General features: G+C 63.2%; 17 protein-coding genes. 8 read left to right on the top strand and 9 right to left on the bottom strand.

The window, feature by feature from the left end; genetic code table 11:
• Positions 1 to 2 precede the first annotated feature (2 nt).
• From C5P05_RS20385 to C5P05_RS20375, 3 genes are all read left to right on the top strand, one after another.
• Positions 3 to 4,151: a YhdP family protein gene (locus C5P05_RS20385; RefSeq protein ID WP_114971662.1), complete on the top strand. Its 4,149-nt coding sequence runs from the start codon at positions 3 to 5 to the stop codon at positions 4,149 to 4,151.
• Between the two features lie 83 nt (positions 4,152 to 4,234).
• Positions 4,235 to 6,163 (top strand): two-component system sensor histidine kinase NtrB, encoded by a 1,929-nt coding sequence (locus C5P05_RS20380; protein WP_114971689.1) that lies wholly within the window; start codon positions 4,235 to 4,237, stop codon positions 6,161 to 6,163.
• A 9-nt stretch (positions 6,164 to 6,172) separates the two neighbouring features.
• Positions 6,173 to 6,802, top strand: a complete 630-nt coding sequence (locus C5P05_RS20375) for a response regulator transcription factor (protein ID WP_114971661.1) — start codon at positions 6,173 to 6,175, stop codon at positions 6,800 to 6,802.
• A 27-nt stretch (positions 6,803 to 6,829) separates the two neighbouring features.
• Here the strand turns inward: C5P05_RS20375 and C5P05_RS35015 are convergent, their stop codons facing one another.
• Positions 6,830 to 6,958 (bottom strand): hypothetical protein, encoded by a 129-nt coding sequence (locus C5P05_RS35015; protein WP_269813951.1) that lies wholly within the window; start codon positions 6,956 to 6,958, stop codon positions 6,830 to 6,832.
• Between C5P05_RS35015 and C5P05_RS20370 the strand changes: the two genes are divergently transcribed.
• Both C5P05_RS20370 and C5P05_RS20365 read left to right on the top strand, forming a co-directional pair.
• A complete protein-coding gene (locus C5P05_RS20370; protein WP_232834593.1) occupies positions 6,957 to 8,114 on the top strand; it encodes a murein transglycosylase A in 1,158 nt (385 codons plus the stop codon). The two genes, C5P05_RS35015 and C5P05_RS20370, sit on opposite strands and share 2 nt — an antisense overlap.
• Before the next feature lie 67 nt (positions 8,115 to 8,181).
• Positions 8,182 to 9,141: a chemotaxis protein gene (locus C5P05_RS20365; RefSeq protein WP_114971660.1), complete on the top strand. Its 960-nt coding sequence runs from the start codon at positions 8,182 to 8,184 to the stop codon at positions 9,139 to 9,141.
• A gap of 133 nt (positions 9,142 to 9,274) precedes the next feature.
• Here the strand turns inward: C5P05_RS20365 and C5P05_RS20360 are convergent, their stop codons facing one another.
• Entirely contained in the window at positions 9,275 to 9,814 is a 540-nt protein-coding gene (locus C5P05_RS20360) for an Lrp/AsnC family transcriptional regulator (protein ID WP_114971659.1), read from the bottom strand.
• Between the two features lie 181 nt (positions 9,815 to 9,995).
• Between C5P05_RS20360 and C5P05_RS20355 the strand changes: the two genes are divergently transcribed.
• Positions 9,996 to 12,194, top strand: coding sequence for a PhoX family protein (locus C5P05_RS20355; protein WP_114971658.1), 2,199 nt, complete (start codon positions 9,996 to 9,998; stop codon positions 12,192 to 12,194).
• Between the two features lie 151 nt (positions 12,195 to 12,345).
• Here C5P05_RS20355 and C5P05_RS20350 read toward each other — a convergent pair whose 3' ends face one another.
• The 7 genes from C5P05_RS20350 to C5P05_RS20320 all read right to left on the bottom strand — a co-directional run bounded on the left by C5P05_RS20350 (position 12,346) and on the right by C5P05_RS20320 (position 19,808).
• A complete protein-coding gene (locus C5P05_RS20350) occupies positions 12,346 to 13,269 on the bottom strand; it encodes a helix-turn-helix domain-containing protein (RefSeq protein ID WP_114971657.1) in 924 nt (307 codons plus the stop codon).
• Positions 13,270 to 13,292: 23 nt separating this feature from the next.
• Positions 13,293 to 14,075, bottom strand: coding sequence for an L-iditol 2-dehydrogenase (locus tag C5P05_RS20345; protein ID WP_198674804.1), 783 nt, complete (start codon positions 14,073 to 14,075; stop codon positions 13,293 to 13,295).
• A 17-nt stretch (positions 14,076 to 14,092) separates the two neighbouring features.
• A complete protein-coding gene (gene dalD, locus C5P05_RS20340) occupies positions 14,093 to 15,565 on the bottom strand; it encodes a D-arabinitol 4-dehydrogenase (RefSeq protein WP_198674799.1) in 1,473 nt (490 codons plus the stop codon).
• Between the two features lie 33 nt (positions 15,566 to 15,598).
• Positions 15,599 to 16,660 carry an ABC transporter ATP-binding protein gene (locus tag C5P05_RS20335; RefSeq protein ID WP_114971655.1) on the bottom strand — a complete coding sequence of 354 codons (1,062 nt, stop codon included), beginning with the start codon at positions 16,658 to 16,660 and terminating at the stop codon, positions 15,599 to 15,601.
• Positions 16,661 to 16,695: 35 nt separating this feature from the next.
• Positions 16,696 to 17,526, bottom strand: a complete 831-nt coding sequence (locus C5P05_RS20330; RefSeq protein WP_114971654.1) for a carbohydrate ABC transporter permease — start codon at positions 17,524 to 17,526, stop codon at positions 16,696 to 16,698.
• A 7-nt stretch (positions 17,527 to 17,533) separates the two neighbouring features.
• Complete coding sequence (locus C5P05_RS20325) at positions 17,534 to 18,394, bottom strand: carbohydrate ABC transporter permease (RefSeq protein WP_114971653.1); 861 nt, start codon at positions 18,392 to 18,394, stop codon at positions 17,534 to 17,536.
• Between the two features lie 100 nt (positions 18,395 to 18,494).
• A complete protein-coding gene (locus C5P05_RS20320) occupies positions 18,495 to 19,808 on the bottom strand; it encodes an ABC transporter substrate-binding protein (protein ID WP_114971652.1) in 1,314 nt (437 codons plus the stop codon).
• Between the two features lie 651 nt (positions 19,809 to 20,459).
• On the opposite strand from C5P05_RS20320, the gene C5P05_RS20315 reads away from it, so the two are divergent.
• Entirely contained in the window at positions 20,460 to 24,065 is a 3,606-nt protein-coding gene (locus C5P05_RS20315; protein ID WP_114971651.1) for an indolepyruvate ferredoxin oxidoreductase family protein, read from the top strand.
• Positions 24,066 to 24,186: 121 nt separating this feature from the next.
• Complete coding sequence (yajC, locus tag C5P05_RS20310; RefSeq protein ID WP_114971650.1) at positions 24,187 to 24,519, top strand: preprotein translocase subunit YajC; 333 nt, start codon at positions 24,187 to 24,189, stop codon at positions 24,517 to 24,519.
• The last annotated feature ends 26 nt before the right edge of the window (positions 24,520 to 24,545 follow it).

Genomic DNA, 24,545 nt, shown 5'->3' with positions numbered 1-24,545 from the left:
CAATGATTGACTTGACGCCGGCCCCCTCATCACTGCTGAAAACCCTGACAACCGTCGCCCGCTGGTCGCTGGGTTTGCTGCTTGCTGCATGGCTTGTGTTTGGGGTGGTCTGGGGCGCGCTGCATTGGCTGATTGTGCCGCGTATCGGCGAGTTTCGCCCGCAGCTCGAAGCCCGGGCTTCGCAGCTACTGGGGGTTCCGGTGCGCATCGGGGCCATTAGCGCGCATTCGACCGGCATGATCCCCTCGTTTGAACTGACCGATATCCAGCTGTTTGACGCCCAGGGTCGGGAAGCCTTGCGGCTGCCGCGCGTGCTGGCGGCGCTGTCCCCGCGATCGGTCTGGCGGCTCGGGTTTGAACAGCTTTACATTGACCGGCCGGAGCTCAATATCCGGCGCAACATCAACGGAAAAATAATCGTCGCGGGGCTCGATTTTTCCGGGAGCGGCGACACCGGCGATGGCGCGGCCGACTGGTTTTTTTCGCAGATCGAGTTCGCCATTCATGATGGCACCATCCTGTGGACGGATGAATTGCGGGCGACGCCGACGCTGGCACTCAAGCAGGTCGCGCTGGTGGTGCGCAACAAGGGGCGTCGTCACGACATGCGCTTCGACGCCACGCCGCCCGTGTCATGGGGCGAGCGCTTCAGTGTGCGGGGCCAGCTCCAGCAGCCTTTGCTGTCACGCCACCGGGGTCGCTGGCAGGACTGGGACGGCCAGCTCTACGCCGCCTTGCCGCGGGTGGACTTGTCCGAGCTGCGCCGTTATGCCGACGTTGGCGTCGATCTGCACCAGGGCAATGGCGCCGTCACCGCCTGGGCCGAGGTTAGCCAGGGGGAGCTGGTGGGGGCTCAGGCGGACGTGGCGCTGGCCGAGGTGAACATGACGCTGGGCACCGGTTTGCAGGCGCTGGAGTTGCAATCGGTGCGCGGGCGCCTGGGGGGGCGCAGGCTGGCGACCGGTTTCGAGTTTTCCACCCAAGGGCTCCAGTTTGACACCCGCGACGGCCTGCACTGGCCGGGCGGCAATCTGCGCGTGATGTACATGGGGGCCGAGGGCAAAATAGCCGCGCGTGGAGAGTTCAAAGGCGACAAGCTGGATCTGGCGGCGCTGGCGCAGATCGCCGATCGCCTGCCGATTGAGGCCTCCTCCCGTGCCCTGCTGCTGGCGTATGCGCCCAAGGGGCTGGTGGAGCGGATCCAGGCCAGCTGGCAGGGGCCGATGGGGGCCTTTAGCAAATACGAGCTCAAGGGGCTGGTGAGTCAGTTTGAATTGGCGGCGGGCACGACCAAGACGACGACGGCCAACCCCGCCATCGCCTTGGGCTCCCCCGGTATCCGCGGTGCCCGCATCGAGTTTGACCTCAACCAGTCCGCTGGCCGGGCCAGCGTCAGTCTGGCCGACGGCGCCGTCGAGCTGCCGGGCGTGTTTGACGAACCGGTGATCCCGCTCACGCAGTTTTCCGGCGACGTCAAGTGGCAAATCAACGGTGAGCGTGTCGCCGTACAGCTGCCGAATGCGAAGTTCAACAACGCCGATGCGCAAGGCGAGGCGCAGCTCAAATGGGAGACGAGCAACCCCGCCACGGCCCTTGGCCGCGCGCGGTTTCCGGGTGTGCTGGACTTGCAGGCCACACTGAGTCGTGCCGACGGCACGCGCGTGCACCGCTATCTGCCCCTGGTCATCCACCAGGCGGTGCGTGACTACCTGCGCAATGCGCTCCAGGGCGGCACCTCCAACAACGTCAGGTTCAAGGTCAAGGGCGATCTGCACAACATGCCTTTTGCCGACCCCAAGCAGGGTGAATTCAGGATTACGGCCAACGTCCAGGATGCCACCTATGCTTATGTGCCGCGCAGCATCCAGCCTCAGGAGGCGCTACCCTGGCCGGCGTTGACACAGCTTAGCGGCGAGTTGGTGATCGATCGTTTGCAGTTGCAGGTCAAGGGCGCGCGTGCCAGGATGGGCGCCACGGGCGGCGTGCAGATCAGCAAGGCGGAGGCCGTGATTCCCGACTTGACCCACGCCACGGTGACGGTCAACGCCGAAGCGCGCGGTGCCTTGGGCGAGGGCCTGGGCATCGTTAATGGCTCGCCGCTGGGGTCGATGACCGGGCGGGCGCTGAGCCAGGCGGTGGCGAGCGGAACGGCCGACTACAAATTGAAGCTGATCCTGCCGATTGCCAATATTGACAAGTCCGTGGTGCAGGGCAGCGTCACGCTCAGCGGCAACGACATCCAGATCACTCCGGGCACGCCCAAACTGGCGCGCTCGCGTGGGGTGGTGAGTTTTTCAGAGAGCGGTTTTGCCATTGCTGCGGGCCAGGCGCGCATGCTGGGTGGGGACGTGCGTCTGGACGGGGGATCGGTAGCGCCGTCCGGGGTCAGCCCCGGGCGCGTGGAGGCGCCGATCGTGATCCGCGCCAGCGGCACGGCCTCTGCCGAGGGGCTGCGCCAGGCCAACGAGCTGGGCTTTGTGGCACGCATGGCGCAGCATGCCAGTGGCAGTGCGGCGTACACCGCGGTGTTGGGCTTTCGCCAGGGCGAACCTGAGCTGCTGGTCTCCAGCAATTTGCAGGGCCTGGCCTTGAGCCTGCCCGCGCCCTTGAACAAGAGCGCCGAAGCCTTGCTGCCTTTTCGGCTGGAGACCGCGCTGACCCGTGACTCGCAGCTGCCCGGCCCAGGTGGGCAGCTGCGATTGCGCGACCAGTTGACGCTGGAGCTGGGGCGTCTGGCGTCGATCGCCTATGTGCGCGATCTGTCGGGGCCTGAGCCGCGCGTGCTGCGTGGCTCAATCGGGGTGGGCCTGTCGCCGCCCGAGTCGGCCCCCATGCCCGATGAAGGGGTATTGGCCAACATCAACTTGAGCAACGTGGATATGGATGCCTGGAGCTCCGTGTTGTCGCAGGCGGCGGGCACGCCGTTGGCGGTGGCCGCGCCAACGCCTGTCCCTGCCCCGGTTGGCACCCCGCGCCCGCCCGTCAGCACGGTCAGCAGCGCGCCTCTGGGCTATCTGCCCACCGCCATGGCCGTGCGGGCGCGCGAGTTGAGCTTTGGCGGGCGCACGCTGCATAACGTGGTCGTCGGTGGCACGCGTGAGGGCTTGCTGTGGCGGGCCAATCTGGACGCCACCGAACTCAATGGGTATGTGGAATACCGGCAGCCGTCGGACGCCGGGCTGGGTCGCGTCCATGCCCGGTTGGCCAGGTTGACCATCGCGCCCGGCACGGCCCGCGAGGTGGAGGCCCTGCTCAATGAGCAGCCGGCGAGCATTCCGGCCCTGGACATCGTGGTGGAAGATTTTGAGCTGCGCGGCAAACGCCTCGGTCGGGTCGAGGTGGAGGCCATCAACCGGGATGCCGGTGTGGGTGCGCGCGAGTGGCGGCTCAGCAAGCTCAACGTGATCACGCCAGAGGCGGTGCTGACCGCGACAGGCAACTGGGCGGCGGTCGGTTCGGCCTCATCACGCAGTGCGCCGGCGCAGCGGCGCACGGTGATGAATTTCAAGCTCGACATCGCGGATGGTGGCGAACTGCTGTCGCGTTTTGGCATGAAGGACGTGGTGCGCCAGGGGCACGGCAAGATGGAAGGGCAAGTCGCCTGGATGGGCTCGCCCTTCAGCCTGGACTACCCGTCCATGACGGGTGCGTTCACCGTCAATGTGGAAACAGGCCAGTTCCTGAAGGCCGATCCGGGCATGGCCAAGTTGTTGGGGGTCTTGAGTCTGCAGGCCTTGCCGCGCCGCTTCACGCTGGATTTCAGGGATGTCTTCAGCGAAGGCTTCTCTTTCGACTTTCTGCGCGGTGACGTTACGATCGAGCAGGGCATCGCCAAAACCAACAATCTGCAAATGAAGGGCGTCAATGCGGCGGTGCTGATGGAGGGACGCGCCGATATTGCGAAGGAAACACAGGATATCAAGGTAGTGGTAGTGCCTGAAATCAATGCCGGCACCGCCTCCCTGATCGCGACGGTCATCAACCCGGCGGTTGGGTTGGGCACCTTCCTGGCCCAGATGTTTTTGCGCCGGCCCTTGATTGAAGCCGCCACGCAGGAGTTTCACATTGATGGTGCCTGGGCCGATCCAAAAATCACTCGGGTGCAGCGCAAAGCGGCGGCAGACGGCAGCAAGAATGAGGTGCCACGCTGAAGACGGAGCCTGGCGCCGAGCGCCCCCCTTCTGCCTTGCGTCGGCGTGCCCTGTGGAGCGTGCTGGTGTTGCTGGTCGCGGCCATGCTGGTCATGCTGGTCTGGCTGGCCGGGCTGTATGAGGCCGCCCAGGTGCAGGGCCGCCTGGAGCGTGATGCGGAGCAGGCCGTGGGTGACGTGCGGGCGGCTTTCACGCGCAATGTGCAAAGCCTGCAGGCCCTGCAGTACAGCGATCCGACGCCCAACTCCTGGGCGATTGACGCAGCCACCATGTTGCGTGAGCACCGCGAACTCGTGCGCCTGGAATGGCGCGACAGCGCCATGCATGTGCAATCCCACGCCGACACGCCCTTTCGCCCGCCGGTGTTTGACCGCATGGGGCGCGACAATACGCAGTCCGATGTGACGCAGGCATGTGCCACGGCCCGCCGCTTCAGTGGCCCGGCCTATGCCAGCAGCTATTTTGTGCCGCTGATGGATGGGCTCGGCGTGGAAGTCATGGAGCTGTGCCTGCCCCTGCAGCGAGGCGGCAAGCTCACGGGTTTCGTGGTGGCGACCTATGCCCTGCAAGACGTGCTGGACGTGCTGGTGGGGCAGCAGATGACCCGCAACTATGAAATTTCGTTCACCGAGGGCGACGGTACCCGACTGGCGCTGCGTGGCTCGGCGCGCCGGGGCAGCCGGGTCTTTACGGCCCACCAATTGATGGATCTGCCGGGGACGACACTGGTGCTGCGCATGGACAGCTGGCGTGGCGCGCCTGATCTGTTTCCCAATGTGCTGACGGCGCTGGTCACCGTGATGTCGATCACGCTGGTGTCGGTGCTGGCCGTTCTGGGCAAGGACATGCGCCGGCGCCTCAAGGCCGAGCACGATCTGGCCGATGCCCTCGCTTTTCGCAAGGCGATGGAAGACTCTTTGGTGACGGGCTTGCGGGCGCGCGATTTGCACGGTCATATCACCTACGTCAACCCCGCCTTTTGCCAGATGGTGGGATTCACAGAAGAGGAGTTGCTGGGGCACAGCATACCGGCGCCCTACTGGCCGCCAGAGTCGATCGACGAATACCAGCAACGCCAGGCGATCCGTCTGGCTGGCAATGTGCCGCCGCGCGAAGGGTTCGAGTCCGTGTTCATGCGCAAGGACGGTTCCCGGTTTCCCGTGCTCATCATTGAGGCCCCGCTGATCAATGCCCAAGGCGTGCAGAGTGGCTGGATGAGTGCTTTTCTGGACATCAGTGAACAGCGCCGGGTGGAGGAGTTGTCGCGCACCAGCCAGGAACGGCTGCAGGCCACGGCGCGCCTGGCCACGGTAGGCGAAATGGCGTCGTTGCTGAGCCACGAACTGAACCAGCCCCTGGCCGCCATCTCCAGCTACGCGACCGGGTCGATCAATCTGCTGGCCGATGGGCCCAACGCGGCCCAAGAATTCGGGAGCGAATTGACCCAGGCCATGCAGCGCATTGCGGAGCAGGCCGAGCGGGCCGGCAAAGTGATCAAGAGCGTTCACGACTTTGTGCGCCGGCGCGATCAGGTGCGCGACGCGGTGGCGCCGCAAGTCTTGCTGGACGCCATCCTGCCGCTGATCCACCTGCAGGCGCGCAAGCTGCTGGTACGGGTGCAGATCGAAGTCGAGCCCGGCGTGCCGTGCGTGCTGTGCGACCGAACCATGGTTGAGCAGGTCCTGCTCAACCTGGCGCGCAATGCCATGCAGGCCATGGACCAGCCGCATATTCTGGAGCGGGTGTTGCTGATGCGCGTTCGCCGGGTGAAAGCGGGGGGGCACAGTCAATGGGTGGAGTTCTCGGTGGCCGATATCGGGGAAGGTATTGCACCGGAGGTGCAACTGCAGCTGTTCAATCCCTTCTTCACCACCAAGGCGGAGGGCATGGGGCTGGGCTTGAGTCTGTGCCGCACGGTGGTGGAGCAACACGGCGGCGCCCTGGTGTTCGAGCCCAATGTGCCCCAGGGAACGGTTTTCATCTTCACCCTGCCCGCCGGCGCTGTGGCATAACATCGCCCCATGCAACCTCTGATTGATGCCCTGGTTTATGTCGTGGACGACGACGCGAGCGTGCGCGACGCATTGGCGTGGCTGCTGCGTTCGCGCCGTTTGCTGAGCGAAGTGTTTGAGAACGCCGAAGCGTTTCAGCGCAAGCTGACCGGCAACGCGCCACCGAATCAGCCCAGCTGCCTGCTGCTGGATGTGCGCATGCCGGGCATGAGTGGTCTGGCACTGTTTGACTGGCTGATCGAGCGCGATCTGCATCGCGCCATGCCGGTGATCTTCCTGACCGGCCACGCCGATGTGCCGACCGCCGTGGATGCGGTCAAGCGCGGCGCTTTTGATTTTTGTGAAAAACCCTTTTCCGACAATGCCCTGGTGGACCGGGTGGAACAGGCGCTGGCGCAATCACAGGCCTATACGCAGGCGCGCAGAAAAACCGGGCTGCTGCAGGAACGCCAGGCCGAATTGACCGAGCGGGAACGGGATGTTATGCGCCTGGTACTGGAGGGGCTACCCAACAAGTTGATCGCCGACCGGCTGGACATCAGTGTCAGAACGGTTGAAGTTCACCGGGCCCGCGTGTTTGACAAAATGGAAGTCAAGTCCGCGGTGGAACTGGTCAATCTGCTGCGCACGAACCCCTGACGCCATGCGCTCCCAGCACGCCTCGCTTCAGTCCGGTTTTTTTTCGTCAGGCTTTGCTGGCAACTCACCTTTGCTGCGCCCTGAAAACATGGTCCACCAGACAATCAGCAGCAGCAGCAGCAGCGCCCCCAATGCTTCAAGTAATAGCAAACTCATGAACCGACTCCTGTGTACCGTTTGGATGGCCCTGATTGTAGGGATGCTGGCCGCGTGCAGCAGTGTGCCCTTGTCCACGCCTGCGCCGCAGAGTCCCCCGGCGACCGGGCCGGTGGCGGCGGCAAAAGGGGTGCTGGCGGGCGACACCGGCACCCTGCCGGAGCCCATTGTGCGGGCCAAGAGCCGCTGGACGGCGGTGCGCTGGGCTGAGCTGCCGGGCTTCGAGGACGATGCCTTGCATGAAGCCTGGAATGCCTGGATCAAGAGCTGCGAGCGACCGGGCCCGGTGTTTGCGCCCCTGTGCGCCGAGGTGCGAGGTCTGAGCATCGGCGGCGTCGACGAACAGCGCGCCTGGCTGATGGGACGGCTGCAGCCTTACCGGGTCGAGGCCCTGGCCGGCGGCGCGGAAGGCTTGCTGACCGCCTATTTCGAGCCGGTGCTGGAAGGCGCGCGCCAGGCCAGCGCCGGTTTCAGCGTGCCTTTGTACCGTCCGCCTTTGGGGCTGGCGCAGCGCAAGCCCTGGTACACGCGCCAGGAGATCGACACCCAGGCGCCGGTGCAGGCGGCGCTCAAGGGTCGCGAAATTGCCTTTCTGGCGGACCCCATCGATGCGCTGGTGTTGCAGATTCAGGGTTCCGGGCGCATGCGCATCACGGCGCCCGACGGCTCGCAGGCCATGGTCCGGCTGGCCTATGCCGGCTCCAACGACCAGCCCTACAAAAGCGTGGGCAAGTGGCTGATAGACCAGGGCGCGGTGCGCGATGCCTCGTGGCCTGCCATCAAGACCTGGGTGGCACAGAATCCGGGGCGTGTCAATGAGCTGCTGTGGAGCAATCCACGCACGGTTTTCTTCAAGGAAGAGCCTTTGTCCGAGCAGGACGCGGCCTGGGGCCCCAAAGGCGCGCAAGGCGTGGCGCTGACACCGGGCCGCTCGATCGCGGTCGATCCCGGCAGCATTCCCTACGGCACGCCGGTCTGGCTGGCGTCCAAAGGCCCCAATGTCAACCTGCAAAAACTGGTGCTGGCGCAGGACACGGGCAGCGCCATCGTGGGTGCCGTGCGGGCCGACTATTTTGCCGGTTGGAGCCCCGCCGCCGCCGAGTTGGCGGGCCGTCTCAAGCAGCCCTTGCGCCTGTGGGTGCTGTGGCCCAAGTAGGACCTGACCACGCGTTACCATCGGGGCCGCAATCCCTTTACCCCTGCTCCCTTTACCGGATGAATTCATGAACAAATCACAGCCCATGCGCGACATCGACGAGCGCACCAACCTGGCCGGCAACAGCATGTTTGAGTTGCTGCTGTTTCGTTTGGGTGAAGCACCGGGCACGGATCGGCGGGAACTGTTTGGCATCAATGTGTTCAAGGTGCGCGAGATTCTGGTGATGCCCGAGATCACCGTCATGGTCAACTCGCCGCCTGCCGTCATGGGCGTGGCCAATATCCGCGGGCAGATGATCACGGTGATCAACCTGCCGGCGCTGGTCGGCTGCAATCCGACCAAGGGGCTGGGCATCTTGCTGGTGACTGAGTTTGCGCGCACCACGCAGGCTTTTGCGGTGGAGGAGGTGAACGAAATTGTGCGCCTGGAGTGGAAGCAGGTGCTGTCGGCCGAGGGCACAGGCGGCGGCCTGGTCACCAGCATTGCCCGGCTGGACGGCAACGCCGAGAACACCAGGCTGGCGCAGGTGCTGGACGTGGAACAGATTCTGCGGGATGTGTTTCCTCAGGAGCATGAGGCGGCCCAGGTTGCTGAAGTCCTTTCCAAGGTGCAGCTGCCGGCTGGGACGGTCATCCTGGCGGCGGACGATTCGGCGGTGGCCCGGATGATGATTGAGCAGGGTCTGAAAGCCATGAATGTGCCTTACATCATGACCAAGACCGGCAAGGAAGCCTGGGAGCGCCTGCAGTCCATCGCGGCGCAGGCCGAGAGCGAGGGGAAAACGGTCAAAGACAAAGTGGCTTTGGTGCTGACCGATCTGGAAATGCCCGAAATGGACGGCTTCACGTTGACGCGCAACATCAAGCAGGACGCCCGCTTCAAGTCGATCCCGGTTGTCATCCATTCGTCGCTCACTGGTTCGACCAATGAAGTGCATGTGAAGAGCGTGGGGGCCGATGGCTATGTGGCCAAGTTTGTCGCGGAAGAGTTGGCGGCCACGATCCACAAGGTGTTGACGCGCTGACGTTTTTGCTTGCTTGGCGGTTGGGGCTTGGTTGTGCATCAGTGATGCACGGGCCGGCGGAGGCGGGGCGGATGCCGGGCGCTCATGGCCCTTCGGTCCCGAAATCGCGCCCGTCCTCCGCCCCGCCCCCGCCTCACTTTGCCTTGGTCTGGCGAGCCGCCGGGCCTGGCGATAGGTTCGGGGTTGCAACGGCGCCACCTGCGCCGAGATGGCCCAGCGGCAGCGCGCTGCTGGCCTTGACTTCGCCCAGTGAGAAGCTGGTGTGCAGGTCTTTCACGTTGGGCAGGTTGATCAGCACGTCGCGGGCGAACTGGCTGAACGAGTTGAGATCGCGGCTGACCACTTGCAGCTCGAAGGTGCCGGTGCCGCTGATGTAGTGGCAGCTCACCACCTCGGGGATGGCGCGGATGGCTTCTTCCAGACCGCGCAGCACGTCGCCGGCGTTGCGGTCGGCGTCCAGGCGCACAAAGGCCAGCACGCCCAGGCCGATTTTGTGGCGGTCAATCTCCGCGCGGTAACCCTTGATGAAGCCCGACTCTTCCAGCGCCCGCACGCGCCGCCAGCAGGGTGCGGCGCTCAGGCCCACGCGGGTTGCCAATTCGGCATTGCTCAGGCGTCCATCGGTCTGCAGTTCGTTCAGGATGGCCAGGTCAAACTTGTCGAGTGTTTCCATGGGACAAATTTTAAGCAAGATTCTTTCGGATTACGCGACGGTCCAGGCATCAATGGTGCCGGCCTGCGCGAATCCACACACGCTGTCACACGAACGCCACCTATTTTTCACGGTGGCGTCACACCCGTTGTCTATGGTCTGGGGCTTACCTAAACACTCCATCTATTCTGAGGGCACTGCGATGAATGACCGAATCGACTTCAACGATGAAAACTCCAACACCAGCGCCAATCCGAGTTTCGACTCGGTGCTGCAGGCCCGCCTGAACCGCCGTGGTCTGTTGCGCGGCGGCGTCGGCACCGTGGGCACGACCATGCTGGGTGGTCTGGGCCTCGCCGCGTGCGGTGGTGGCAGCGACGACGTTGCTGCGCCGGTGCCAGCCGCCCTGCTGGGCTTCAGCGCCGTGGCCAAAAGCCTGGCCGACACCGTGATCGTCCCGCCCGGCTACACCGCCAGTGTGTTGTATGCACTGGGTGACCCGCTGACAGCCACCACCGCAGCCTACAAGAACGATGGCACCGACACCGACTTTGAAAACCGTGCCGGCGATCACCATGACGGAATGGAATGGTTCGGCCTGGACGCCAGTGGCAAGCCGTCCAGCTCGGCCATCGAGCGCGGCTTGCTGGCCATGAATCACGAAGCCACCACCGACGAAAAGCTCAGTTCCTTTTTCCTGCATGCCAATGGCGGCACGTCAACGCTGCCCCGTCCGGCGGCTGAAGTGGACAAGGAAGTCGCGATTCACGGCATCTCGGTCGTCGAAGTGAAAAACACTAGCGGCAAGTGGGCTACCTTGCCAGCGTCGGCCTTAAACTTCCGCCTCACCGCGCTCAGCACCAACATCCAGCTCAACGGACCGGCACGCGGCAATGCCCTGATGGTCACGAAGTACTCGACTGACGGCACGAAGGCTCGCGGCACACTGAACAACTGCGGCACCGGCAAGACGCCGTGGGGCAGCTTCCTGACGGGCGAAGAAAACTGGGCTGGCTACTTCACCCGCAAGGCCGCTGACGACACGGCCCGCAACGACAAGAGTGTGGTGTCCCTCAAGCGTTATGGCCGCAACGCGGCCGCTGCCAGCCGTCACGGCTGGGAATCGGCGGGCACCGATGAGCAATATGCCCGCTGGGAAATCAGCCAGGGCGCGGGCGCGGCCAGCGCCGACTATCGCAACGAGCTCAACACCTTTGGCTACATCGTCGAGCTGGATGCCTACGACAAGAACAAGACCGCCCGCAAGCGCACCGCTCTGGGCCGCTTTGCCCACGAAAGCGCCACTTTCGGCACGCCCGTGGTCGGCCAGCCGCTGGCCGTCTACATGGGTGACGACTCGCGCGGCGAGTACATCTACAAGTTCCTGTCTGCCGCCAACTGGGCCGCCGCTGACGCAACGCCCGCCGACCGCGTCACCACCGGTGACAAATACCTGGACAGCGGTAAGCTGTACGTGGCCAAGTTCAACAGCGACGGCCAGGGTGACTGGGTCGAACTGTCGATCTCAAACCCGCTGATCGCCGCCTATGCCACCTACGGCTTTGCCGACCAGGCCGACGTGCTGGTCAATGCCCGATTGGCAGCCGACGCCGTGGGCGCCACCAAGATGGACCGCCCCGAGTGGTGCTCGACCAATGTGGCCAACGGTGAAATCTATTTCACGCTGACCAACAACAGCAACCGCGCCGTCGCGTCAGCCACGATGCCGCCTGACAGCGCCAACCCACGCGTCTACACCGACCTGAAGAATGGCACCAGCGCGCAGAATGGCAACCCGAACGGCCACATCCTGCGCCTCAAGGAAGGCACAGCCGGCAACGCGGCCATCGGCTTCAGCTGGGATGTGTATGTGTTCGGCGCCGAGTCGGGCGCCGCATCGGGCACCGTCAACCTGTCCAGCCTGACCGCTGACCAGGACTTTTCCAGCCCTGACGGCCTGGTGTTCAGCCCGTCCACCGGCATCATGTGGATCCAGACCGACGACGGCGCCTACACCGACGTGACCAACTGCATGATGCTGGCCGCCCTGCCCGGACAAGTGGGCGATGGCAGCAAGAAAGCCCTGAGCTACACCAAGGCGGACGGCAGTGCGCTCAACGTTGACACCTACGTGGGCAAGGCGCCCACGGCGAACACGCTCAAACGCTTCCTGGTCGGGGCCAAGGATTGTGAAATCACCGGTTTGTGCGAAACGCCGGATGGCAAGGCGATGTTCATCAACATCCAGCATCCCGGTGAGGGCACCAAGATGGCAGACATTGCCGACCCAGCCAAATACACCAGCCAGTGGCCCAGCAATGCGGGTTATGGCGCCGGCAAACGCCCGCGCTCGGCCACCATCGTGATCACGAAAAACGATGGCGGCAAGATCGGCACCTGATGGTTTGCCACTCCAGTTCATAAAGAGAAGTTGATTCCGGCCCTGCCGGTTGCCCGCCCCCTGCAAAGGGCGTGGGCTTTTTTTCGGGCGTTCAAGCCTGTCTGGGCGTCGCGTCAGAACAAATGCTGCAGCGCCCTGGTTCACACGAAGTTCAGGTTTTCAGGCCGAAGCGCTTGGCCACCTGGCGGCGGTATTCGCTTGGCGTCATGCCTTTGATGTCGAGAAAGCGCCGGTTGAAATTGGCGATGTTGTTGAAGCCGACCTCGACGCCGATGTTCATGATCAGCAGGTCCGTTTCCATCAGCAACTGGCAGGCCCGGTTGACCCGCACATGGTTGACGAAGTCGGTGAAGGTGTTGCCGGTGGCGCGCCGGAAAAAGCGCGAGAAGCGGCTCTCGCTCATGCCGAGTTCCTGCGCCAGATCGGCGGCCGACAGCGGCTCGTCCAGCTTGTCGGTGAGGCGGCTGAGAATGGCGTTGATCTGGTCCTGCTGGGCGTCGTTGTCCACGCTTTGCAGCTGGGCATTGGACAGCAGGCGGTAGTCGGTGCACTGCGCCAGCTCGCTCAGAAATTCGCAGAAGGCGGCGAAGCGCGCCAGCCCGTGGCGTGTCTTGATGCGTCGCCAGTGCGCCAGCGCCTGCTCGTGCATGCCGAAAAATTCAATACCGTGTTTGGCGCGCTCCAGCAGCGGCAGCAGTTCGCGCAGTTCCGGGATGTGCTGACCGCCGGCCTCGATCGGGGCGTGTGGGAACTGGATCACCAGATCGCGTTCCGGCACGCCGCCTTCGGGCAGGTCCATAGTGACCCAGTTGTGCGGCAGTCGCGGCCCGGTCAGCACCAGGTGGCCGGGCTGGAACTGGCCGATCCAGTCGCCCACAAACACCTTGCCCGAGGTGGCGGTGATCAGGTGCAGCTCGTACTCTTCGTGGTGGTGCCAGCGCGCCAGGGGCGTCGGGTAGCCATGCGCCAGGCAGCGGATGAAGCCGGCCTCGTCCGGCGGCTCGTAACCCAGCTCGGTCGAGCGGCTGTAGTCGTGCTCCAGCTCGGGCTTGATTTGACGCGGTTTCCTGGGCATGGTGTGTGAGGGGACGCTGAGTCTCAGGACATGACGCTACCACCATCGACGTTGAGGGTTTGCGCCGTGATGTAGGAAGCCTCGTCGCTGGCCAGGAATACGGCCGCGCCGCAAATGTCGCCGGGCTCGCCCATGTAGCCCAGCGGCACGGCTTCGCCGACGCGCTTTTTCTTTTCGCCAAGCGGCAGGTTTTCGTATTTGGCAAACAGGGCATCCACATGCTGCCACATCGGCGTGGCGATCACGCCGGGTGCGATGCCGTTGACGCGAATTTTGTGCGGCGCCATGGCAAGGGCCGCACTTTGCGTGTAGCTGATGACGGCCGCCTTGGTTGCGCAATAGTGCGATACCAGCGCCTCGCCCCGCCGACCGGCCTGCGAGGCCATGTTGACCACCGCGCCGCCTTGCACCTTGTGGGCCACCATCTGTGTCAGCACCTTCTGCATGACGAAGAAGGCGCCCTTGACGTTGACGGCGAACATCTTGTCAAACATGGCCTCGCCGCTGTCCAGCAGCGGCGCCATGTCGAAGATGGCCGCGTTGTTGAACAGCGTGGTGATGGGGCCGAAGCGTTGTTGAGCGGCCGCGATCAGCGCGTCGATTTGCGCCAGCTCGGTGACGTCGGTGCGCACGTAATGCAGGGTGTCCGGGTGGGCGCTGATCAGGGCGCCGAGCTCGGGCGTGGGCTGTGCGCCGATGTCGGCCACGGTGCAGCGCGCGCCGTGTTGCAGGTAGGCCGTGGCCACGGCCAGGCCGATGCCGCCGGCGGCGCCGGTCAGCAGGGCGTGTTTGTCTTGCAGACGCAGGTTGACAACAATTGAATTCATGCTTGACGGTCCTTGATAAATTGGGTGACACGGGCGGTGGCGGTGCGCAAGGCGCTCACCAGCCGCTCGTCGTTGGCCAGCGTGCCCCACAGCAGCCCGTCGGCGCAGAAAGCGGCCACCGGGTCGGCGGCCTCGCACATCGCATGCGCGACAGCCGGGTCCATGGCCTGGTCCTGGTAGGCATAGGGAATAAGTCCGGCGTGCCAGCGCTGCAGGTAGGCCAGAAACAAAGCCGGCAGCATGGCCACGCTGGCAATCGATTCGCCGCGCGCCAGCCGCTCGCGGATAGTCGGCGTGATGAAGCCCGGAATCTTGGAGAAGCCGTCCATCGCCACGCGCTGGTTGGTGTCGGCAATGGCCGGGTTGCCAAAGCGGTCCAGCACCACGTCGCGGTACTTCGCCAGGTCCAGCGGGCTGGGGTGCTCGGGCGTGTCCAGCACCGGCATCACATCGTCCGTGACATAGTCGTAGGCGAACCGGCGAATCACGGGGTCGTGGGTACCTTCGTGGATGAACTGGTAGCCCGCCAGCGTACCGGCCCAGGCGATGCCGCTGTGGGTGGCATTGAGCAGGCGAATCTTGGCTTCCTCATGGGCTTGCACCGAGCTCACCATTTCGACGCCTACCGTTTCCCAGGCCGGGCGGCCGGCGATGAAGTCATCTTCAATCACCCACTGGATAAAGCTCTCGGCCATCAGCGCCGCCGGGTCATACACCCCGGTGGCGGCCTGCACGCGCGCCAGCACAGCGGGCGTCGGACGTGGCGTGATGCGGTCCACCATGGCGTTGGGGTTGCGGGTGTTCTGCTGTACCCAGGCCAGCAGCGCCGTGTCGCCAAGCAAGGCGATGAACTGCAGCAGGCCGTCGCGCGAACGCTCGCCGCTGTGGCGCAGGTTGTCGCAGTTCAGCAGCGTGACCGGGCCGGCGCCGGCTTGCATGCGCGCGCGCAGCATGGCGGTGAGTGCGCCATAAATGGTGTGCCCCCGGTCGCCTGCGACGTCCGCCCCCCGTGGGGGCTGGGTGCTGCCGGCCTGCCCCAGGCGTGCCGCGTCCAGATCTGCCTGCAGGTCGGCAAAGCTCAGGTCGAGCTGATGCCCGGCGTCGAGGTAATAGCCGGCTTCGGTGACGGTGAAGGAGATGATGCGCGTGCTGGCGTCGGCGCCGATGCGGATCAGGCCACTCAAGTCCGGGTCGTAGGGCACGACGGTCTGGATGGACGTGATGCGGGTGTAAGCATGCTCGCCCTGCGGCGTGACGGTCTCCAGCGTGTAGGCGCCGTGCTGGGCGATCAGCGCCTCGAGGGTGTCGGCCATGTCGGGGCGGAGGTTGCCAGCGGCCAGCGTCCAGCGCCGGTCGCCCGTTTCTTGCAGCTGGTGCAGATACAGCGCCAGGTGGGCGCGGTGAAACGAGCCCAGGCCCAGGTGCAGCAGGGTCAGGCGAGGGGAGGGAGGGGATGCGGTGTTCTGCATGGTTGACGCGAGCGGTTCAAGAAGAAAAAGGGTTCAATGGGCCACCGCATCGCGTGCCTGACCGGTGCGCGTGATGCGACCCTGGGCGTCGAACAGATGGGCGGTATCGGCATCGATTTGCACGCCGACGTGGTCACCCGCACGCAGCGGGGTGCGTTCATTCAGGCGCGACACCAGCTGCGCCCCCTGCGCGGTGCTGATGTAAATCAGCGTTTCAGCGCCCAGCGCTTCGACCAGGTCCACGGTGCCTTGGAGCAGACCCTGGCCCGCCGGACGCAGCGTGACGTATTCGGGCCGCAAGCCCACGAAGCCGCCCGGGGGGACGGCGAGGCCGTAGACGGTTTCGAGCGCCGCCACGTCGGCGGCAGCCACCACGTTCATCCGCGGCGTGCCGATGAACTGGGCGACAAACTGGTTCGCTGGGCGGTCATACAGCTCCAGCGGCGTGCCGACCTGCTCGATCTGGCCGTCGCGCAGCACCACGACGCGGTCGGCCAGGGTCATGGCCTCGACCTGGTCATGGGTCACATAAATGGTGGTGGCGCCGAGGTCGCGGTGCAGCTTGGCGATCTCGATGCGGGTCTGGCCGCGCAGGGCCGCGTCCAGGTTGGAGAGCGGCTCGTCAAACAAAAACACCTTGGGCGCGCGCACGATGGCGCGGCCAATCGCCACGCGCTGGCGCTGGCCGCCGGAGAGCTCCTTGGGGGTGCGCTCCAGGTAGTCGGTCAGGTTCAGTATCTTGGCGGCGCGGCCGACTTTTTCCTGGATCACGGCCGGATCGGCCTTGGCCAGCTTGAGGGCGAAACTCATGTTTTCGAACACGCTCATGTGCGGGTACAGCGCGTAGCTCTGGAACACCATGGCCAGGTCGCGTTTGCTCGAAGGCAGGTGGGTGATGTCGCGGCCATCCAGCTGCAGTGAGCCGCTGTCAATATTTTCCAGCCCGGCAATCAGGCGCAAGAGCGTGGATTTGCCGCAGCCGGACGGGCCGACAAAGACCACGAATTCACCCTGTTTGATTTCAAGGTCAATGCCTTTGATGACGCGGTTGGCGCCGAACAGTTTCTCGACGCGCTCAAGTTTGAGGTAAGCCATGGAAGAGTCTCCAATAGAGGTTGTTAGGGTGTGGGTCACTTGACGGCGCCGAAGGTCAGGCCTTGCACCAGTTGTTTCTGGCTGAACCAGCCGAACACCACGATGGGCGCAATCGCCATGAAGGAGGCGGCCGACAGCTTGGCCCAGAACAGGCCCTCGGGGCTGGAGTACGAGGCAATCAGCGTGGCCAGCGTGCCGGCCTTGGCGGCGCTCAGATTCAGCGACCAGAAAGCTTCGTTCCAGCTCAGCACCAGGCACAACAAGCCGGTGGAGGCCAGGCCGCCCAGGGTCAGGGGCAGCAGCACGTGGCGGAACTCCTGCCACAGGGTGGCGCCGTCCATGCGCGAGGCCTCGAGAATTTCGCTGGGAATGTCTTTCAGGTACGAGTACAGCATCCACACCATGATGGGCAGGTTGCTCAAGGTGAAGACGATGACCAAGGCGGTACGGGTGTCCAGCAAGCCCGAGGTCTGCGCCAGCACATAGATCGGCACCAGCGCGCCGACCGCCGGCATCATCTTGGTCGAGAGCATCCACATCAGAATGTCTTTGGTGTATTTGCCCTTGAAGAAGGCCATGGAATACGCGGCCGGGAAGGCCAGCGCCAGACCCAGCACGGTGGAGGCCACGCTGGTGATCAGCGAGTTCTTGGCATACAGCAGGTAGTCGCTGCGCGCCTCGACGATGTAGAAGTTTTCCAGCGTCGGCAGGAAGAACAGCTTGGGCGGCACCGAGATCGCCTGCAGCTCGGTCTTGAAGGAGGTGAGTACCAGCCAGCCGAGCGGAAAAAACAGCAGCAGGGTCACGCCCCAGGCGGTCAGCGTGCGCAGGCAGTACAGCGCCAGAATTTTGGTGGAGTGCGTCATGGTGTTCTCACTTGTCGAGGTTTTTGCCGACCATGCGGATCAGGAACACGGCGGCGATATTGGCCAGCACCACGGCGAACAAGGCTCCGGCCGAGGCCACACCGGCATCGAAGTTCAACAGCGCCTGCTTGAAGATCAGGAAGGCCACGTTGGTGCTGGCGTCGCCCGGTCCACCGCTGGTGGTGGTGTAGATTTCGGCGAACACGCTGAGCAGGAAAATCATCTCGATCATCACCACCACGGCGACTGAACGGCCCAGGTGCGGCAGGTAGAGGTAGCGCAGTTGCTGCAGGTAGTTGGCGCCGTCCATGCGCGAGGCTTCCAGCTGTTCGCGGTCCATGCTTTGCAGCGAGGTGATGAAGATCAGCGTCGCAAACGGCAGCCACTGCCAGGACACGATCAGGATCACGCTCCACAGCGGCCAGTCGGTCAGCCAGTCCACCGGGGTGGCGCCAAAGAAGATCCAGACTTGGGCCAGCACGCCGTAAATCGGGTTCATCATCATGTGCTTCCACAGCAGCGCGTTGACCGTGGGCATGACGAAGAAGGGCGAGATCAGCAGAATGCGCACCAGACCCCGACCCGGGAACGGTTCGTCGATCAGCAGCGCCAACCCAATGCCGCCGATGACGGTGACCAGGATCACGCTGCCCAGCAGCAACAAGGTGTTCATCACCGCCGTGCTGAAGGACGGGTCGGTGATGAAGTATTCGAAGTTCTCCAGCCCGATGAAGCCGGTCTGGTCCGGCTGCAGCAGGTTGTAGCGGATGAGCGAAAAATAGATGGTCATCACCAGCGGCACGATCATCCACAGGAAGAGCGTGAGCACTGCGGGCGCCAGCAAGACGCGGGGAAGGAATCGGTTCATGGCATAGCCTCTGGGGAAAAGGGCGCGCGAGGAATCCCCGCGCGCCGGTCAGTACTCAGTCGTGAGCAGACGGTGGGTTCGTCTGTCCTAACCGGAGGGCCTACTTGTAGTAGCCGGCCTTTTTCATTTCACGTTCCGCGGCGACCTGGGAGGCCTTCAGGGCGGCATCCACCGTCGATTTGCCCGCGAGGGCCGCACTCATCTGCTGACCCACCGTGGTGCCAATCGCCTGGAACTCAGGAATGGCGGCGTACTGCACGCCGACATACGGGCTCTTCGGCAGGGTGCTGTCAGCGGGGTTGGCGCTGTCAATGGCTGTTTTTTCGGCGGCAGCAAACTTGGCAACCTTCAGGAACTCGGCATTGGCGTAAGTGCTCTTGCGCGTGCCGGTCGGGATGTTGCCCCAGCCCACTTCCTTGCCGATCATGTTGATGTATTCCTTGCTGGTGGCCCAGGTCACGAACTTGGTCGCGGCTTCCACTTTTTGCGAGCCGGCCGGAATGGCCAGTGACCAGGCCCACAGCCAGTTGGCGCCTTTCGGTGTCACGGCGGTCGGCGCCTGTGCGAAGGCCACTTTGTCGGCGACCTTGGACTGCTTGGGGTCGGTGATGAACGAGGCCGCAATGGTGGCGTCAATCCACATGCCGCACTTGCCTTCGTTGTAGAGCGCCAGGATTTCGTTGAAACTGTTGGCCGAGGAGCCGGGTGGGCCGTAGTTTTTCAGCAGATCGACATAGAAGTTGATCGAATCTTTCCAGGGCTTGGATTCGAGCTGCGGCTTCCATTGCATGTCGAACCATTGGCCGCCGTTGGTGTTCACCAGCGTGCTCAGGAAGGCCATGTTGTCGCCCCAGCCGGGTTTGCCGCGCAGACAGATGCCGTACACACCGTTTTTCGGATCATGGATCTTGGCGGCAAGGTCTTTGACTTGCGCCCAGGTGGGGTGGTCACTCACTTTGACGCCGGCTTTGTCGGCCAGGTCCTTGCGGTACATCAGCATCGAGCTTTCACCATAAAACGGTACGGCAAACAGTTTGCCGTCCACCGACAAGCCATTGCGCATGGCGGGCAGCAGGTCGTCCACGTCGTAGGCGGCGGTGGGCTTGAGCTCGGTTAGCCAGCCTTTTTTGCCCCAGATCGGGGTTTCGTACATGCCGATGGTCATCACGTCAAACTGGCCGCCTTTGGTGGCGATGTCGGTGGTGACGCGCTGGCGCAGCACGCCTTCTTCCAGGGTGACCCATTTGAGTTTGATGTCGGGATTGGCCGCTTCAAACACTTTGCTGTGTTTTTGCATCTCGATCATGTGACCGTTGTTCACGGTGGCAATCACGAGTTCGGTCTCCGCATGGCTGGCACCGCAGAGCGCCATGACCAGCGCAGCGGCTGCGCTGAGACGGGTTGTTGGTTTCATCGGGATGTCTCCTTGTTGTGGGAAGTTGAATGCGCTGTTCAATGCGTTGATGCGTTTGCATTGACACCCCGAACGATACTGATCTCCTCTTGCGGCATTGGTACTCTGATCAAGCTGATTGGTATTTAATTTCACATATGACTTAGGATTTATACCTAGTGGTGTGAATTTTGTATTGCTTGAGGTCGAGATGGGCGGGCACTTGCTCATGTTTATTGCTATGTTATTTATAGCTTTATGCGAAAGGGATGTGAGGGCTAGAGGCTTGTTTTGTTGTATTTTTCTGGCCAGGGCTGGTGCTGGACCGGCGGGCTTGGGGTGCAGGCCGGGCGCTCATGAACCTTCGGTTTTTAAAATCGCGCCCGGCCTGCACCCCAACCCCGCCTTAGCGGCGTATGGGTTACCGGTGGGTGGGTCGGGTCGTCAGTGCGGGCAGGTCAATATGCTGATCGTTTCTGTTTGTTTGATTTTTTGGCAATATTCTTTCTAAACCTTGCCTAAACCGGGCAAAGAACGCAAAGACATATCTGGGCTGCGCGCATACACTTTCCCTCCAGCCGAGGCTGCTTCTTATCCGCGAGCAGTACTTGATTCCGTCGCCCACAAGGCGATGAACCTTCGCCCCGCCAGCATCCTGGAGACCTACAAACAATGAACGCACCGCTGCCTGAACACATCCGCAAATCCCTTGAGACCGTGACGCTGGATGACAAGTATTCGCTCAACTACGGGCGCGCTTTCATGAGTGGCGTGCAAGCGCTGGTCAAGCTGCCCATGCTGCAGCGCCTGCGCGACCAGCAAATTGGCAAAAACACGGCGGGCTTTATCAGCGGCTACCGTGGATCGCCACTGGGCGGCTACGACCAGGCGCTGGTGAAGGCCGAGAAATACCTGAAGGCGCAGAACATTGTCTTTCAGCCGGGCGTCAACGAAGAGCTGGCCGCCACCGCCTTGTGGGGCACGCAGCAGCTGGGCTTTGCCCCGCCCGGTTCGAACAAGTTTGATGGTGTGTTCGGTATCTGGTACGGCAAGGGCCCGGGCGTGGACCGCTGCAGCGATGTGTTCAAGCACGCCAACATGGCGGGCACCACGCCCTGGGGCGGCGTGATTGCGGTGGCCGGCGATGACCACATTTCCAAAAGCTCGACGGCGGCGCACCAGAGCGACCATATTTTCAAGGCCTGCGGCTTGCCGGTGTTCTTCCCGGCCACGGTGCAGGAGATTCTGGATCTGGGCATTCATGCCTTTGCCATGAGCCGTTTCTCTGGCGTCTGGGCCGGCATGAAGACGATTCAGGAAATCGTCGAGTCCAGCGCCACTGCCATGATCGATCCGGACCGGGTGCAGATCAAAATTCCGACCGATTTCGAAATGCCGCCCGGCGGCCTGCACATCCGCTGGCCCGATCACGCGCTGGAGCAGGAGGCCCGCCTGTTCCATTACAAGTGGTACGCCGCGCTGGCCTATATCCGCGCCAACCGCCTGAACTACAACGTGATTGAAGGGCAGAACGACCGCCTGGGGCTGATCGCCAGCGGCAAGGCTTATAGCGACACGCGCCAGGCCTTGATCGACCTCGGGCTGGACGATGACACCTGCCGGCAGGTGGGGCTGCGCCTGCACAAGGTCGGCGTGGTGTGGCCGCTGGAGGCGCAACTGACGCGCGAATTTGCCACCGGGCTGCAGGAAATCCTGGTGATCGAGGAAAAGCGCCAGGTCATTGAATACCAGCTCAAGGAAGAGCTCTACAACTGGCGCGCCGATGTGCGACCCAATGTGCTGGGCAAGTTCAACGAGGGCGAGGGCGAGTTCAGTGGCGGTGAGTGGTCGAATCCGAATCCGACGGCCAACACGCTGCTGCGCGCCAACGCCGACCTGTCGCCCGCCATCATTGCCCGTGCGATTGCGCAGCGCTTGAAGAAACTGGGCGTGAGTTCAGATATCGGCGCCCGCATCGACGCCCAGCTGGCGATTCTTGAGGCCAAGGAAAGTGCCATGCACATCCTTGAGCTGGGCGGAACAAAGGGCGCGGACCGGCAACCCTGGTTCTGCTCGGGTTGCCCGCACAACACCAGCACCAAAGTGCCTGAGGGTTCGCGCGCCATGGCCGGCATTGGCTGCCATTTCATGACGATCTGGATGGACCGCGCCACCGTGGGCTTCACGCAAATGGGCGGCGAGGGCGTGCCTTGGGTCGGCCAGCAGCCTTTCAGCCACGACCAGCATATGTTCGCCAACCTGGGCGACGGCACTTACTTCCACAGCGGGCTGCTGGCGGTGCGCCAAAGCATTGCAGCGGGTGTCAACATTACCTACAAAATTCTCTACAACGACGCGGTCGCCATGACCGGCGGCCAGCAAGTGGGCGAGCGACCGGAAGGGCACTCGGTGGTGCAGATTGCCCAGAGCATGCGGGCCGAGGGGGCTATCAAAATAATCATCGTCACGGATGAGCCGGAAAAGTACAAACACATCACCGGTCTGCCCGAAGGCATTGCCATTGAGCATCGCGACGAGCTTGACCGCATTCAGCGCGAGTTCCGCTCCATCTTGGGCACCACGGTCATTATTTACGACCAGACCTGTGCCACCGAAAAGCGCCGGCGCCGCAAGCGGGGCAGCCTGGTGGACCCGGCCAAACGTGTAGTCATTAACGAGTTGGTGTGTGAAGGCTGTGGCGACTGCGGCGTGCAGTCGAATTGCCTGAGCGTGGAACCGCTGGAGACGGAATTCGGCCGCAAGCGCCAGATCAACCAGAGCACCTGCAACAAGGACTATTCTTGTGTCAAGGGTTTTTGCCCGAGCTTCGTCACGGTGGAGGGCGGTCAGCTCAAGAAGAAAGCCAAAGGCAAGGGCTTGTCGCCGTTTGAGTTGGGCGCTTTGCCGGAGCCGGTGTTGCCTGGCATCAACCGGGTGGACGGGAACGTCTGGGGCATTGTGGTCGCCGGAGTTGGTGGCACCGGTGTCATCACCATTGGCCAGTTGCTGGGCGTGGCGGCGCATCTGGAAGGCAAGGGCATCGTGACGCAGGATGCCGGTGGCTTGGCACAAAAAGGCGGCGCCACCTGGAGCCATGTGCTGATCGGCGCCAATCAGGACGCGATTCGCACCACCCGTGTCAGCATGGCGGCGGCCGATCTCATCATTGCGTGCGACCCGATCGTGGCAGCCGGCAAGGAAACCATGCTGCGCATGCGCGCCGGGCGCACCCATGTGGCGCTCAATTCCCACGGCGCACCGACAGCAGCCTTTGTCACCAACGCCAACTGGGAAAACCCGTCCGACGCCTGCGTCAGCGACGTGGTCAAGGCGGTGGGACTGGAGGCCGTCGGTGCCTTCAATGCCGACGCTGCGGCCACGCAACTGTTGGGCGACAGCATTTACACCAACCCGATGATGCTGGGCTACGCCTGGCAACAGGGCTGGATTCCGCTGGAAAAAGCCTCGCTGATGCGTGCCATCGAGCTCAACGCCGTGGCTGTGGATAACAACAAGGCCGCCTTCGAATGGGGCCGCCGGGCGGCCCATGATCGGGCTGCGTTTGACAAAGTGCTCAATCCGGGCCAGGTGGTGGCGTTCACCAAGCGCACGCCGCTGAACGAGATGATCGCGAAACGGGTGGAGTTTCTGACCGCCTATCAGAATGCGGCTTACGCGCAGGAGTACCAGGCCTTCGTGCAGAAGGTCAGAAGCGTGGACGAGTCCGCTGGCGAGAAGAGCCTGGCGCTCACCGAGGCCGTGGCGCGCTATTTGTTCAAGCTCATGGCTTACAAGGACGAGTACGAGGTGGCGCGCCTGCACACCGACACGGCCTTTCACGCCAAGATCAATGGCATGTTTGAGGGGGACTTCAAGCTCAATTACCACCTGGCACCACCCCTGCTGGCCAAGAAGAACGAAAAGGGCGAGTTGCAGAAGCAACAATTTGGCCCGGTCATGCTGACGGCCTTCAAAGTGCTGGCCCGGCTCAAGGGCTTGCGCGGGACCGCGCTGGATGTCTTCGGCAAGAGCGAGGAACGGCGGCAGGAGCGGGCCCTTATCACCGAGTACCGCGCCAGCATCGACGAGGTGCTTGCCGGGCTCGACCGCAGCCGAGATGCTGGGCAATATGCGCTGGCGCTGGCGATTGCCCGAATCCCTGAGCAAATCAGGGGTTTCGGCCATGTGAAGGCGCGCAACCTTCAGGCGGCACGCCAGAATTGGGAGATCCAACTGGCTCAATTCCGTCGTCCGCAGGCTGCCCAAAAATTGGCTTGAGGCGCAGGAATGGGGCCTTTCGGCCCCGCATACAATGACGGGTTGCCTGTCTTTTGCACTGTCTTGTGCAAAAGACAGTGCCCGTTGTTTCCTCTGCTCAATCTTATTTCTGGAGTTGTCCGTGTTTATTTCTTCTGCCTTTGCCCAAACCGCCCCTGCTGCCGCTGCTGGCAGCGATATGCAGTCGACGCTCATGAGCATGCTGCCCCTGGTGCTGATGTTTGTGGTGCTTTATTTTGTGATGATCCGTCCGCAAATGAAAAAGCAGAAAGAGCATCGGGCCATGATCGACGCGCTGGCCAAGGGCGATGAAATTGCCACCGCGGGTGGCATGTTGGGCAAAGTGACCAAGCTGGGCGACAGCTATGTCACGCTGGAAGTGGCCACGGGCGTGGAAATTCAGATTCAACGCAGTGCCGTTGTGCAGGTTTTGCCCAAGGGCAGCATCAAGTAATTCAAGCGTTCACTGACAGAGCCCGA

Source organism: Rhodoferax ferrireducens (assembly GCF_003347515.1).
Classification (GTDB): domain Bacteria; phylum Pseudomonadota; class Gammaproteobacteria; order Burkholderiales; family Burkholderiaceae_C; genus Rhodoferax.
The sequence above is the reverse complement of the archived record's forward strand: the minus strand, read 5'-3'. Positions and strand labels throughout refer to the sequence as shown.